This window comes from Plesiomonas sp. PI-19, from assembly GCF_021368255.1.
Taxonomy (GTDB): Bacteria; Pseudomonadota; Gammaproteobacteria; order Enterobacterales; family CAMTGL01; genus Plesiomonas; species Plesiomonas shigelloides.
Genome location: NZ_JAJNMQ010000001.1, coordinates 154291 through 168747, shown reverse-complemented (window position 1 = coordinate 168747; position 14457 = coordinate 154291). Strand labels below are relative to the sequence as shown.

The following is a 14457-nucleotide window of genomic DNA, read 5'->3' as shown; positions in this document are numbered from 1 at the left end:
CATGCTGTATTTCTTCGACATGCTGGGCACCGCTGTTTTTGCCATCTCCGGTGTACTCCTTGCCGGCCGTTTGCGGATGGATCCGTTCGGGGTGGTCGTTCTGGCCGCAGTAACTGCCATTGGCGGCGGTACTATTCGCGATATGGCGCTGGATGCCGGCCCGGTATTTTGGATCCGCGATCCCTTCTATCTGACGGTGATTTTTATTACCTGTGCCCTGAGTATGCTGCTGATCCGTCCTGCTCGTCGGATCCCGTGGTGGGTGCTGCCGGTACTGGATGCGGTGGGTCTGGCAGTATTCTTAGGGATCGGGGTGAACAAGGCCTTGCTGTGTGGTGCTAGCCCAATGGTCGCAGTGGTGATGGGCGTGATCACCGGCGTAGGTGGCGGGATCATTCGTGATGTATTGGCTCGTGAAGTGCCCATGATCTTGCGTACCGAGATCTACGCTACTGCCTGCATTATCGGTGGGATCCTGCATACTGGCGCACTGAGCCTGGGTGTCGGTGCACAACATGCGATGCTGCTGGGTTTATTCAGCACCTTAGGGATCCGCTTGGCGGCGATCCGCTGGAACCTGAAATTGCCGACCTTTCGTATTGACTGATGATCCCCGATTTGGATAGTCTGGGATGTAGGATCAATGATTTTTTCTATCAGATCCTCAAAATGTGACGCTATTTATAGAAAGTTGTATTAAAAAACAGCAAGTAACTCGATGAAGAGTAGACTCGTCCCCCCCGATTTCCTATAATTGCGCCCGTCAGGCCCCATAGCTCAGTGGTCAGAGCAGGCGACTCATAATCGCTTGGTCCCCCGTTCAAGCCGGGGTGGGGCCACCAAATCCAACAAAAAAGCCAGCAGATTGCTGGCTTTTTTGTTTTGTGCGTCTTGCCGTTAGCGCGTTAGCGACAACAGATTACTCCGCCGCAGCTGACGCATCCTGCGCGTGCAAACGGCTCAGAGTGCCACGCCACGTCAGCTGACGCTGCATACGGGTCATCCCCGGTTGCGGCTTCTCGGTACCGTCCAAGCTATCCAATACCAGCTTCAGCACTGTCTCCGCCACATCGCGGTGACGCTGCGACAGCGACATCACTTTACAGCCGAGAAAATCCAGCAACTCGTGGTCACCGAACGTGGCAATGGTCAGCGAAGGAGGGATCTTGCCAAAACGAGCAATAATCTCATCCAACACCCCCTGCAACAGGGCAAACGAGGTGGTAAACAACGCATCTGGCAGCGGGTTCTCTTTCAGCCACGCCGCAAAACGGCTTGCCGCCGCTTCCCGCTCATAGCTGGCCGCATGCAAGAAGGTGACCTGACGCTTATCCCCTTCACAGGCCTGACGGAAGCCCTGCTCACGCAGCTGACTCACCGACAGCTCCGGCAATGCGCCGACATACACAATCGACTTCACATCCGGCTGGCTGAGCAGCTCATGGCACAACACTTCCGCATCAGCGCGATCAGCACCGACCACGCTAATAAAGTGCTGCGGATCGAGCGCACGGTCGAGAGCGATGATCGGCAGATCACGCCCTGCCCACTGCTGATAAAACTCATGTGTCGACGACAACGCGGTCGACACAATCAGTGCATCTACCTGACGCTGCAGCAAGTGACTGACGCAGCGCATTTCGTTTTCCGGTTTATCCTCGGAGCAGGCAATCAATAACTGATAGCCATGCTGACGCGCACGACGCTCCAGATGATTGGCGATACGGGTATAACTGGTGTTCTCCAAATCTGGGATCACCAGGCCAATAGAGCGAGTCCGACCGGCACGCAGACCCGCAGCAACGGCGTTCGGCTGGTAGTTGTGCTCACGCACCACTGCCATCACCTTCTCGACCGTTTTATCGCTGACACGATACTGTTTTGCCTTGCCGTTAATGACATAACTTGCTGTAGTGCGTGACACGCCAGCCAGTCTGGCTATCTCATCCAGCTTCACTACCATCCCCTTCTGATGAGATCGATGAATAATCAAGATCTAACCGTATAACATAGGCCGGATGCAATACCTTTTTCCGGCGAGAAACTGCCTTAGATCATGCTTTATGGGTATCGTAATAACAGCGGTTCACACGGCAGAAAATTAATTATTCGTTGCTCACATTTTTTATGTAATTTTTTGATATACCCGCGCCCCCCTGCTATAAGACAGGGAAGTTATGCTTGTCGTACAAAGTAAAGCAGTATTTTATCACACAAGTATTGCTTTCAGGGGGGAAGAGTGTCAAGTCCAACAATTACGGATCAAATTTTTCAGGTCATCAAAAAAGATATTCTCTTAGGAATATTAAAGCCAGGTCAAAAACTGGTTGTCGCGGAATTAAAAGAACGTTATGGCGTCGGCGCTTCACCAATTCGCGAAGCCTTAATTAAATTATCGTGGAATAAATTCGTTTATATTGAGCCACAAAAAGGCTGCTGGGTAGCCCCAGTTTCGATTGCCGAATTGGAAGATATTCTGGATACCCGCTACACCCTCGAACGCATCCTACTGACCAAATCCATTGAACAAGGGGATGAGGAGTGGGAGCTCAATGTAATCACCAGTCACCACAAACTGGCACGCATTGATGATCCGGCCAACCCGGACATCGACTATGATGAGTGGGAAGAGAGACACAACCACTTTCACCTTTCTTTGCTCTCCGGTTGTAACAGCCCCAAGATGCTGGAATTTATGGAGAATATATTGGAGCAGATGGCGCGTTATCGCCATATCTGGGTCAATATTCGTCTCGATTACGCTCAGCGCTATCACGACAATGGCGAACATGAAAAATTAATGCAGGCCGTACTGGATCGCAATATCCCTCTGGCGATTGAATTAACGGAACGACACTCACAGCGCGCACTCGAATTAATGAAAGAATCTATTCATTATTTGGAAAAAATAAACGCACTGGCCTAACAGAATAAATGAATAAAGGGGAATGATTTCCCCTTTATTGTTTGCGCTACCGCATAAAACGACAGCCAATGTTGTGACAATACGTATTAATTATGTACTGACCGCTCACCGCGTGATATTCCAACCACCCCAGAACGCGCCACTTCCACAATATCGGTATGCTCTTTAACCGCCGCTAAAAAAGCATCGAGTTTGTCACTGGTTCCGGCTAATTGCACCGTATACAACGTACCGGTCACATCCACAATCTGGCCGCGGAAAATATCACTCATCCGTTTGAGCTCATCACGCACGCTCGCGGGCGCTTGCATTTTAACCAGCATCAACTCACGCTCGACATGTGCGCCCTGACTTAAGTCACTGACTTTCAACACATCGATCAGCTTGTGCAGCTGCTTTTCGATCTGCTCTAGCACGCTTTGATCGCCCGCGGTCACGATAGTGATCCGCGATAAGGTCGCATCCTCGGTCGGCGCGACAGTCAGGGTTTCAATGTTATAACCACGCTGAGAAAACAGCCCAACCACCCGTGACAACGCCCCGGACTCGTTCTCCAGTAATACAGACAAGATTCGGCGCATCAGGTTCTCTCCGTTTTACTTAACCACATTTCATCCATGGCACCGCCACGCACCTGCATCGGATAGACATGCTCGGTCTCATCCACGGTGATATCCACAAACACCAGACGATCTTTCATTGCCAGCGCCTGAGCCAGTTTGCTTTCCAGCTCATCAGGCGTGCGGATCGCAATCCCCACATGGCCATAGGCTTCGGCGATTTTGACAAAGTCCGGCAACGACTCCATATACGAGTGCGAATGGCGACCGCTGTAGATCATGTCCTGCCACTGCTTCACCATACCTAAGAAGCGGTTATTCAAGTTGATGATCTTAACTGGCACGTCATATTGCAGCGCGGTGGACAGCTCCTGAATATTCATCTGAATACTGCCATCGCCGGTCACGCACACCACCTGCTCTTCCGGCAGCGCCATCTTGACGCCAATCGCTGCGGGGAAGCCAAAGCCCATGGTGCCAAGACCGCCAGAGTTGATCCAACGACGCGGTTTGGCAAACGGGTAATACAGAGCGGCAAACATCTGGTGTTGACCAACGTCAGAAGCCACGTAGGCATCGCCGCCGGTCAGTTTATGCAGTGCAGCTATCACCGCCTGCGGCTTGATTTTTGGCCCACTGGTATCAAAGTTCAGGCACTCACGGGCGCGCCACGTAGCAATCTGATGCCACCAGTCACTGCGCGCCTGCGCTTGCTGAGCGACCGCATCATCACTCTCATCCAGCAACGCCAGCATTTTGTTCAGCACGTTATCGGCACTGCCAACGATCGGAATATCGGCACCGACCGTTTTCGAGATCGAGGTCGGATCGATATCGATGTGCAAGATGGTGGCGTGTGGGCAGTACTTGGTTAAATTGTTGGTGGTGCGATCGTCAAAGCGCACGCCGATACCAAAGATCAGATCCGCATGATGCATCGCCATATTGGCTTCGTAGGTGCCGTGCATACCCAGCATCCCTAAACACTGCGGATCATCGCCCGGAAATGCCCCCAGCCCCATCAAAGAGGTGGTGACCGGCAAGTTCAAACGCTTGGCCAACGCCGTCAATTGGGCGTGACAGTTGGCGCTGATCACCCCGCCACCGGCATAGATCACCGGCTGACGAGCGGCCAGCAATGCCTGCAGCCCTTTTTTAATCTGCCCTGTATGCCCCTTAACGTTCGGGTGATAAGAGCGCAGCTCGACGCTCTGTGGATATTCATACGGCAACTTGTTGGCGGGATTGAGAATATCTTTCGGCAAATCCACCACTACCGGACCCGGGCGGCCGGAGCTGGCCAGATAAAAGGCCTTTTTCATCACTACTGGGATATCTTCGGTGCGCTTGACCAGAAAACTGTGTTTAACCACCGGACGGGAGATCCCGACCATATCGCACTCTTGGAAGGCATCGTTACCAATCAGGCTAGTCGCCACCTGACCGGACAGCACGACCATCGGCACAGAATCCATATACGCAGTCGCAATACCGGTGATGGCATTGGTGGCACCGGGACCGGATGTGACTAGCACCACCCCCACTTCGCCGGTGGCGCGGGCATAACCATCGGCCATGTGCACGGCAGCTTGCTCGTGCCGGACCAGCACGTGCTGGATCCCACCAAGGGTATGCAGTGCATCATAAATATCGAGCACCGCACCACCCGGATAGCCGAAAACATGTTTGATCCCCTGATCGTGCAATGCACGCACGACCATTTCGGCCCCTGACAACATCTCCATACGTCTGCCTCCCGGTTGGATTTTTTGTGTCGTAAGTCCCTCTGACGAATGACTTGTCGCTGTATTCCCTGCTCCGCCTGATAACGAAGACGGATCCGTATCCACTTTAACGTTGATTTTGTAACAAAGTCCATCATCACAACCAATTAATCCAAAACAAAACGCTCACCAAAGCAATATTTACGATTAACAATTGCGATAAGAGTAATTAGCAGTGAAATACACTAACAAAGGTGAAAATTGCGGCAGGTTTAATGGGGGGAAGGCGCAGAGAAAAGACAATCGAAAAACAGGCACAAAAAAACCACCGCGTGAAAACGGTGGTTTTTAGTCAGCCGCGCGCCACTCAAGAATGAGTGGCGCCGACATAGGCAAATTAGCGACGTAGTTTAAACGTGGTTTAGTCGTACATCGCCTCAATTTCACGCTCATAGCGCTGCGTGATGATCTTACGGCGCAACTTCAGCGTTGGTGTTAACTCACCGCGCTCCATCGTGAAGGCTTCTGGCAGCAGCGTAAAACGCTTCACTTGCTCAAAACGAGCCAGCTCTTTTTGCATCGCTTTCAGGCGCTGCTCAAACATCTCCATCACTTGACTATGGCGCAATAGCTCCATGCGATCTTGATACTTGATGTTGACGCTACGCGCGTAATCTTCCAGCGATTCAAAGCATGGCACGATCAGCGCCGACACGAACTTACGTGTATCGGCGATCACCGCGATCTGCTCGATGAAGCGATCTTGGCCCAAGGTGCCTTCGATCATCTGCGGCGCAATGTACTTACCACCAGAGGTTTTCATCAAATCTTTGATGCGCTCGGTAATGAACAGGTTGCCCTGCGCATCCAGCTGACCGGCATCACCGGTTTTCAGCCAGCCATCTTCGGTAAAGGTACGGGCGGTTTCTTCTGGCTTATTGAAGTAACCACGCATCACGGTTGGACCGCGCACCTGAATCTCGTTTTCCTCACCAATGCGCACTTCAACGCCCGGCAACGGCGTACCAATTGAGCCAAAGCGGTATTCGTCATCTTCCCAGCACGAAACGGTGGCACAAGTTTCGGTCATGCCATAGCCGTACTTGATGTTGATACCGATGGATTGGAAGAACAGGTTAATCTTGTCATCCAACTTGGCGCCAGAGGTTGGCATAAAGCGGGTACGTCCGCCCAACGCGCCGCGCAGTTTGCTCAGTACCAGCTTGTCCGCCATACGGAAACTGGCCGCCAACAATGCCGACGGTTGACGATTTTCACGCTGACACCAGTAATGACGCTCGCCGGTTTTCACCGCCCAGCGGAACATCAGACGACGCAACAGCGGCGCTTTGGCCACTTTGTCTTGGATTGCGCTGAACACTTTCTCGTAAAAACGCGGTACGGCGCACATCACGGTCGGCTTAACAGCGCCAATAGCGGCCTGCACTTTGTGTGGATCACGCAAGAACACGTTCACCGCGCCACGGTGCAGCACGTAGAAACACCACGCCCGCTCAAACACGTGTGACAGCGGCAGGAAGCTCATGGAGACATCCTCTTCGCTCAAGCTTAAGCGCTCATCGTGCAAATGCAGCTGAGTCGCGATGCTGCGGTAATCCAGCATCACGCCTTTTGGCTCGCCGGTGGTACCGGAGGTGTAGATCAGGGTGAACAGATCGTCTAACGAACGCTCGGCCATCCGCTGCTCTAGTACGCTGTCCCACTCAGGGCAGCCTTGCTGACGGAAATCGGCCAGATGGCAGGCGATGCTGCAACCTTTAAGATCAACTTTCGGATCTAGCGCGATAATGTGCGCCAGTTGTGGACATAGCGCCTGCAGTTCGATGGCGGCATCCATTTGCGCCTGCTCGCCCACAAACAAAATTCGGATTTCAGCATCATCCAACACATAAGCCGTTTGGGCAGCGGTGTTAGTAGCATAAATAGGTACCGTGATTGCACGCAGGTGCAAGATGGCCATGTCAGTGATGGTCCACTCGGCCATGTTCTGGGAAAAAATTGCGACGCGCTCTTGCACGCCAACACCGAGGCTCAGTAACGCTCGGGTGGTGGCGCGCAGACGCTGATTGACATCCTGCCAGCAGATATCAACCCAGCTCTTGCCCTGCTGATCACGCATGGCAACCTTGGCTGGGTTACGGGTAATCTGATCCTGAATTCGCTCGATCAGGTGATAACCTTGCATTTTCCACCTTATTCAGTTCTTAGGATTTCAGCGTACAAGTGTACGCTTAGCTGACAACAAGTGTAACTGAACTTATCTGTGGAAGAAAAGGATTTAAACGTCTGTTTATGCCTTATCCCTCACAATATGAGGGATATGCAGGATAAGATTTTGTCATCCAGCTGATTTGTATAGCTTTTTAAGTAGAAGATAGCGGTGAAGTCATCACTGCCGACGAGTCCGGCAGCCAACTCTGTACGTTTTCCGCTACACCACATGGAAAGCGCACCGCTTGCCATAACTGCTGGCTCAGTCGGGCGGGAAAATCCCAATGCCCTTCCGCCACCCAAGCGGCGACCGCCTGCGCCACATCGGGAAAGCACACCCGCCCTGCGTCGGGGCTGGCTAGCCAGCGCAGTAACGACGGCGTATCCAACGTAAACAGACGCGTAGCCAGACCGAGTAATTCCAACGCCAACACATTGCTTTGCTGCTCGAATTGGCCGTACAGCGGCTTTAGCAATAACTTTTTTCCCAGCACCATCGCTTCCGACGGCAGCTCAAAGCCGGCATTGGCGATCACGCCATGGCACGCCGTTAAGGCGCGGCGAAATCCATGTAAAGAAAGTGGTTTTAACCTGATGTTTTTTATTACAATCTCACTCTTTACCTCAGGATGAAAACAATCAAAGCCCGTCTGCGGACACTGCTGTAACCACGCGCTGATTTCGCTCAGCGATTCAAAAGGCAGATACACCAGAATGCGGCCATTGTCTGTCACCGCATCGGTACAGCGCGTGGCGATAATCGGCGGTAAAATGGGGTGATTGTAGTGAAACCAGTGCAGGCCGACACTGTGCTGCACCGGAGCAAACTGCCGCATCAATAGGCGATTGAACGCGTTATCGCCTTCGGTGGGAATCGGCGCTAAAAAAGCGGCCTGATGGCTGACACTCAAACTCGGCACCCCAGCACGGCGCGCAGCCCAAGCACTTATCGGCTCAAAATCACTGAGTACCGCATCGTAACTGCCGACATCCAGCGCACGAACATCGCGCATAAACTCGCGCAGCCGATTATGTTGCCAAGTCTGCAGCATATCCACGCGCCCGGCGCGGGTGATGAAACTGAGGCCTCGCCGCACCTGATACGCACCAAACACCTGCATATCAAAATAGGCGTCGGCAGCGCGCCCAGAGCACAACACATCCACCCGAATCCCCTGCGCGCGCAGCGCCGGCACCAACTCACGCGCCCGCGACAAATGCCCATTGCCGGTGCCCTGAATGCCATATAACAGTTTCATAACCACTCCAGCGCCAGTTTGGCACAGCTCAAGCCGAGCAGTGCGCCGGCCACAATATCGGTCAGGTAATGCACGCCCAGTAACACACGTGACAGCCCAATCAACGCCGCCCAGCACAAGGCCGGTAACAGCCACAGCGGGTAGTACGCCGCAATCAAACCGCAAACTAAAAAGGCGGCCGCAGTGTGACCGGAGGGCAAACTGTATTTATCGGAAGGGACAATAAAACAAGGCAAATCCAATGGCCGATGACGGCGAATGGCATTTTTCAGCAGCCAGTACAGCGGCAGTTCGATGGCAAATGCCAGCAGCAGCGCGGTAAAAAACGCCGCGCCATGCACGGGCTCCCAGCGCAGCAAAACCAGCGCCAACAGCAGATACCAAGGGCCATCGCCGGTACGGGAAATCAGGCGACACACCCGCGCAACCTGGTGATTAAAACGGTGACACAGACAAAACGTGGAGAGCGCCAGATCCAACTGTTGTAGACGCCAGCGCGGCGACAAGCGTGAAAAGGCCATATTCAGCTCCCGGATAATCAATGCGGCACCGCGCGCAATACGCAGTTTCAGCCTGTGTTCACCCTATAAAGCGGACATGACATTTGTTTGATGTTTTTGCAGCAGTTTAATTTCCGCTGCAGCAAACGGTTGACACGGATACAACATCTGAAGTATCACATAACACAAGCGATTAAATTTCCGCCGTTTGCATACCCGTGCCAGCGTTACCCGAAACGATATAACCTGAGCACGCCAGCCACGGCCACAATATAGACCGAGATACGTTAATAATGATGAACATCCGCGCCCTGTTTCTAAACCTACTGCTACTCGCTGCCCACCAGCGCGGGTCCGCTCGAGGTTTGTCTTAACGTTACAGTGCCGCAAGTTCAGACATCCACCTCCAAGCCCGCGCCGTCTGCGCGGGCTTTTTTTTCCGCGTGACGACAGGGATTGAACGCAACTTAAGGAAGGAGAGCGCCACCATGAGCAATCAGGTGATCATATTCGATACCACGCTGCGCGACGGCGAGCAGGCTCTGCGAGCCAGCCTGAGCGTGAAAGAAAAACTGCAGATCGCCTATGCCCTCGAGCGCCTTGGGGTTGATGTGATGGAGGTCGGTTTTCCGGTCTCATCGCCAGGCGATTTTGAATCGGTGCAAACCATCGCTCGGCATATCAAGCACAGCCGCGTCTGCGCCTTGGCCCGCGCGGTAGACAAAGATATCGATGTCGCTGCCGAAGCCCTGAAAGTGGCTGAGGCCTTTCGTATCCACACCTTTATTGCCACCTCGACGCTGCATATCGAGTCGAAACTGCGCCGCAGTTTTGATGATGTGTTGGCGATGGCGGTGCACGCGGTAACCCGCGCGCGTCGCTATACCGATGATGTGGAGTTTTCCTGCGAAGACGCTGGCCGCACCCCGATTGATAATCTGTGCCGCGTAGTGGAGGCGGCAATTAAAGCCGGTGCTCGCACCATCAATATTCCTGACACGGTCGGCTACACCATCCCCAGCCAGTTTGGTGGCATCATCGAGACTCTGTTTAATCGGGTGCCGAATATCGATCAAGCGGTTATTTCGGTACACTGCCATAACGATCTGGGGCTGTCGGTGGCGAACTCGATTGCGGCGGTGCAAGCTGGCGCGCGCCAAATTGAATGTACCGTCAACGGCATTGGTGAGCGCGCCGGTAACTGCTCGTTGGAAGAGATCGCCATGATCATCCGCACCCGCGCCGATCTGCTGAATGTGCACACCAACATCCATCACCAAGATATCTACCGCACCAGTCAGCTGGTCAGTCAGCTGTGCAACATGCCGATTCAACCGAACAAAGCGATTGTCGGTGCCAATGCCTTCGCTCACTCATCGGGTATTCACCAAGATGGCGTGCTGAAGAACAAGTCGACTTACGAAATCATCACGCCAGAGTCGATTGGCCTGAACCAAAATCAGCTGAACCTGACGTCCCGCTCCGGCCGCGCTGCGGTTAAACACCGCATGGATGCCATGGGCTACAGCGAAGGCAGCTACGATCTGGACAGCTTGTACGCCGCGTTCTTGAAGCTGGCCGACAAAAAAGGTCAGGTGTTTGACTACGACTTAGAAGCGTTGGCCTTCATCAATATGCAGCAAGAAGACCCGGAGCATTTCCGCTTGGATTACCTGAGCGTGCAATCGGGCGGCAGCGTGATGGCCACCGCTTCGGTGCGTCTGCGCTGTGGTGAAGAGGCCGTGTCTGAGGCGGCCACCGGCAACGGGCCGGTGGATGCAGTGTATCAGTGCATCACCCGCCTAACCGGTTACGAAATCCAAATCGTCAATTATCAGCTGTCGGCCAAAGGCCAAGGCAAAGATGCTCTCGGACAAGTCGACATCGTGGCCGATTATCAAGGACGACGCTTCCACGGCGTGGGTCTGGCCACCGATATCATTGAATCCTCAGCGCAAGCGTTGGTGCATGTGTTGAATGCCATCCACCGCGCCGGTCGAGTTTCAGAAGAAAAACAACGAATTCAGCAACGTAATATTGAGGCCTCACAACCATGACAGGGACTATGACTGAAACGAAAGGGAATTACCGGATCGCCGTTTTGCCAGGCGATGGGATTGGCCCCGAAGTGATGCAAGAAGCGCGTAAAGTACTGGCCGCGGTGGCGCAGCGCTTTGCGCTGCAATTTGAGCTGCAAGAATTCGATGTCGGCGGCATTGCCATTGATCGCCACGGCACGCCACTGCCAGCGGCCACCATCGCCGGTTGTGAAGCGGCGCAGGCTATTTTGTTTGGCTCAGTAGGCGGCCCGAAGTGGGAGCACCTGCCACCGGCCGAGCAACCCGAGCGTGGCGCGCTGCTGCCGCTGCGTAAGCACTTCCAGCTGTTTTGTAACTTGCGCCCCGCTACTTTATACCGCGGTTTGGAAAGCTTTTGCCCGCTGCGTGCCGATATCTCTGCCCGCGGCTTTGACATCCTGTGTGTGCGCGAGCTGACCGGTGGCATTTATTTTGGCCAACCGAAAGGCCGTGCCGGCAGCGGCGCGCAAGAGCATGCTTTTGATACTGAAATTTACTACCGCCCCGAAATTGAGCGCATCGCTCGCATGGCCTTTGAAGCGGCGCGTGTCCGCCGCAATAAAGTGACTTCGGTGGATAAAGCCAACGTGCTGCAAAGCTCATTGCTGTGGCGCGAAGTGGTCTGCCAAGTCGCCCGCGAGTATCCGGATGTACAACTCGAACACATCTATATTGATAACGCCACGATGCAGCTGATCAAAGCGCCGGATCAATTCGATGTACTGCTGTGCTCTAACTTGTTCGGCGACATTCTGTCGGACGAGTGCGCCATGATCACCGGCTCCATGGGCATGCTGCCGTCAGCCAGCCTCAATGCCAGCCGTTTTGGTCTGTATGAGCCCGCCGGTGGCTCGGCGCCGGATATCGCCGGTAAGAATATTGCCAACCCGATTGCTCAAATTCTGTCGGCTGCCTTGATGCTGCGTTACAGCTTGGGCGAAGAAGCGGCGGCGCAAGCCATCGAGCTCGCGGTGACCCAAACGTTGGCCAGTGGGATCCGCACCGCCGATCTGGCCGGTAACGGCCCTGCGGTGAGTACCGCTGAAATGGGTAGCTGCATTGCCGCTGCCATCACCAATGCCTAAGGAGTGCTGAGATGGCTAAAACCTTATACCAAAAACTGTATGACGCCCATGTCGTCCACGCCGCCGAAGGCGAAACGCCACTGTTGTACATTGACCGTCATCTGGTGCATGAAGTGACCTCGCCGCAAGCCTTCGATGGCCTGCGCGCGATGCAGCGTCCGGTTCGCCAACCGAGCAAAACCTTTGCCACCATGGATCACAACGTCTCCACCCAGACGAGGGATATTGCCGCCTCTGGTGAAATGGCACGTATTCAGATGCAAGAGCTGGCGAAAAACTGTGCCGAATTTGGCATCACCCTGTACGATTTGGATCACCCTAATCAAGGGATCGTGCATGTGATGGGCCCGGAGCAAGGGCTGACCCTGCCGGGAATGACCATTGTGTGTGGAGACTCCCACACCGCCACCCACGGTGCGTTTGGCGCGCTGGCTTTCGGTATTGGCACCTCGGAAGTCGAGCATGTGTTGGCCACCCAAACCCTGAAGCAGGGCCGTGCCAAGACCATGAAAATTGAGGTGCAAGGCCACACCGCGCCGGGGATCACGGCGAAAGATATCGTGCTGGCGATCATTGGCCGCATCGGTCATGCCGGCGGAACTGGTTATGTGGTGGAATTTTGTGGTGAGGCGATTCAAGCACTGAGCATGGAAGGCCGCATGACGGTGTGCAACATGGCCATTGAGCTGGGCGCTAAAGCTGGCCTGATTGCGCCGGATGACACCACCTTGGCCTATCTGCAAGGGCGTCCATTTGCGCCGCAAGGCAGCGATTGGAATGCTGCGGTCGCGTACTGGAACACCCTGCACTCCGATGCCGATGCCCACTTTGATGCCATCATTACCTTGCAAGCAGCCGAGATTGCCCCGCAAGTGACTTGGGGGACAAATCCGGGGCAAGTGATCGCTATCGACCAGCCGGTACCAACGCCAGAGAGTTTTGCCGATGCCAATGAGCGCAGCTCGGCGGAAAAAGCGCTGCGCTATATGGGATTGCAGGCCGGCGAAAAGCTGTCTGAGGTACGCATCGATAAAGTCTTTATCGGCTCGTGCACCAACTCACGCATCGAAGATTTACGCGCCGCGGCCACCATTGCCAAAGGGCGTAAAGTGGCCGACGGCGTGCAGGCGCTGGTCGTTCCCGGCTCCGGCATCGTGAAGGCACAAGCAGAAGCCGAAGGCTTGGATCAGATCTTTATCGATGCCGGTTTTGAGTGGCGTTTACCGGGCTGCTCAATGTGTCTGGCGATGAACAATGACCGACTGGCCGCCGGTGAGCGCTGCGCTTCCACCAGTAACCGTAACTTCGAAGGCCGACAAGGGCGCGGTGGCCGTACCCATTTGGTCAGCCCAGCGATGGCAGCCGCTGCGGCGGTGACCGGTCGCTTTGCCGATATTCGCACTTTGAACGAGTCACACTGAAGCGGAGAGTCAAGATGACAGGATTTACTCAACATTGCGGCTATGTGGCTCCGCTGGATACCGCCAATATCGATACCGATGCCATCATCCCTAAGCAATTTTTGCAAAAGGTCACCCGCGTCGGCTTTGGTCGCCACCTGTTCCATGATTGGCGTTTTCTGGACGATGCCGGTGAACAGCCCAATCCAGACTTTGTGCTGAACCAACCGGAGTTTGCCGATGCCACCATTTTGCTGACCCGCGAAAATTTCGGTTGCGGCTCCTCGCGCGAGCATGCGCCGTGGGCGCTGGCCGACTACGGTTTTCAGGTGATCATCGCGCCAAGTTTTGCCGATATTTTCTATGGCAACGCCATCAACAATCAGCTGTTACCGGTGCGACTGCCGGAGGCCGCCATTGAGCAGTTGTTTGCCCTGCAGCGCGCCCATACCCGCTTGCAGCTGTGCGTGGATCTGGCCTCGCAAACGGTGCGCGTCAGCGGCGCGGCCGAAGAGTTTAGTGTCCACTTCCCGATTGATCCGTTCCATCGCCACTGCTTATTAAATGGGTTGGACAGCATCGGACTGACGTTGCAGCATGCGGACGCGATCACGCGTTATGAACAGGCTCAACCGGCGTTTTTACGCTAATGGGTGATGGGTGAATCAGGCCGGACCGTGGCTGATAGCCCAT

12 protein-coding genes and 1 tRNA gene are annotated in these 14457 nt (G+C 54.4%); 7 read left to right on the top strand and 6 right to left on the bottom strand.

Translation table 11 applies throughout. The annotated features are described in order from the left end of the window. The first annotated feature begins 1 nt into the window (after window position 1). Both LQ901_RS00795 and LQ901_RS00790 read left to right on the top strand, forming a co-directional pair. Window positions 2-607 (top strand): TRIC cation channel family protein, encoded by a 606-nt coding sequence (locus tag LQ901_RS00795; RefSeq protein ID WP_010864674.1) that lies wholly within the window; start codon window positions 2-4, stop codon window positions 605-607. A gap of 159 nt (window positions 608-766) precedes the next feature. Continuing rightward, window positions 767-842, top strand: a tRNA-Ile gene (locus LQ901_RS00790). A 77-nt stretch (window positions 843-919) separates the two neighbouring features. Here the strand turns inward: LQ901_RS00790 and cra are convergent. Then, complete coding sequence (cra, locus tag LQ901_RS00785) at window positions 920-1957, bottom strand: catabolite repressor/activator (RefSeq protein ID WP_036770611.1); 1038 nt, start codon at window positions 1955-1957, stop codon at window positions 920-922. A gap of 282 nt (window positions 1958-2239) precedes the next feature. Here cra and LQ901_RS00780 point away from each other — a divergent pair, with 282 nt between their 5' ends. Next, window positions 2240-2926 (top strand): GntR family transcriptional regulator, encoded by a 687-nt coding sequence (locus LQ901_RS00780; RefSeq protein ID WP_010864680.1) that lies wholly within the window; start codon window positions 2240-2242, stop codon window positions 2924-2926. 86 nt (window positions 2927-3012) lie between these two features. On the opposite strand, the gene ilvN is transcribed toward LQ901_RS00780, so the two are convergent. The 5 genes from ilvN to LQ901_RS00755 form a co-directional block, all read right to left on the bottom strand. Next, window positions 3013-3507 carry an acetolactate synthase small subunit gene (gene ilvN / locus LQ901_RS00775; RefSeq protein WP_010864681.1) on the bottom strand — a complete coding sequence of 165 codons (495 nt, stop codon included), beginning with the start codon at window positions 3505-3507 and terminating at the stop codon, window positions 3013-3015. Further along, entirely contained in the window at window positions 3507-5231 is a 1725-nt protein-coding gene (gene ilvI, locus LQ901_RS00770) for an acetolactate synthase 3 large subunit (protein WP_152114138.1), read from the bottom strand. Before ilvI ends, ilvN begins: the two co-directional genes overlap by 1 nt. 400 nt (window positions 5232-5631) lie before the next feature. Continuing rightward, on the bottom strand, window positions 5632-7416 hold the full coding sequence (locus LQ901_RS00765) for a long-chain fatty acid--CoA ligase (RefSeq protein ID WP_255697956.1): 1785 nt from the start codon (window positions 7414-7416) through the stop codon (window positions 5632-5634). A 178-nt stretch (window positions 7417-7594) separates the two neighbouring features. Then, the gene (locus LQ901_RS00760) at window positions 7595-8701 is read right to left on the bottom strand and encodes an MJ1255/VC2487 family glycosyltransferase (RefSeq protein ID WP_233671908.1); all 1107 of its coding nucleotides are present in this window, start codon (window positions 8699-8701) and stop codon (window positions 7595-7597) included. Further along, window positions 8698-9222 carry a phosphatase PAP2 family protein gene (locus LQ901_RS00755; RefSeq protein ID WP_152110009.1) on the bottom strand — a complete coding sequence of 175 codons (525 nt, stop codon included), beginning with the start codon at window positions 9220-9222 and terminating at the stop codon, window positions 8698-8700. Before LQ901_RS00755 ends, LQ901_RS00760 begins: the two co-directional genes overlap by 4 nt. Before the next feature lie 467 nt (window positions 9223-9689). Between LQ901_RS00755 and leuA the strand changes: the two genes are divergently transcribed. The 4 genes from leuA to leuD are packed head-to-tail and all read left to right on the top strand — an operon-like array spanning window position 9690 to window position 14414. Next, on the top strand, window positions 9690-11258 hold the full coding sequence (leuA, locus tag LQ901_RS00750) for a 2-isopropylmalate synthase (RefSeq protein WP_010864686.1): 1569 nt from the start codon (window positions 9690-9692) through the stop codon (window positions 11256-11258). Window positions 11259-11266: 8 nt separating this feature from the next. Further along, window positions 11267-12364, top strand: a complete 1098-nt coding sequence (gene leuB, locus LQ901_RS00745) for a 3-isopropylmalate dehydrogenase (RefSeq protein ID WP_233671907.1) — start codon at window positions 11267-11269, stop codon at window positions 12362-12364. A gap of 11 nt (window positions 12365-12375) precedes the next feature. Continuing rightward, window positions 12376-13785 (top strand): 3-isopropylmalate dehydratase large subunit, encoded by a 1410-nt coding sequence (gene leuC / locus LQ901_RS00740; protein WP_233671906.1) that lies wholly within the window; start codon window positions 12376-12378, stop codon window positions 13783-13785. A 14-nt stretch (window positions 13786-13799) separates the two neighbouring features. Then, window positions 13800-14414 carry a 3-isopropylmalate dehydratase small subunit gene (gene leuD / locus LQ901_RS00735; protein WP_010864689.1) on the top strand — a complete coding sequence of 205 codons (615 nt, stop codon included), beginning with the start codon at window positions 13800-13802 and terminating at the stop codon, window positions 14412-14414. The last annotated feature ends 43 nt before the right edge of the window (window positions 14415-14457 follow it).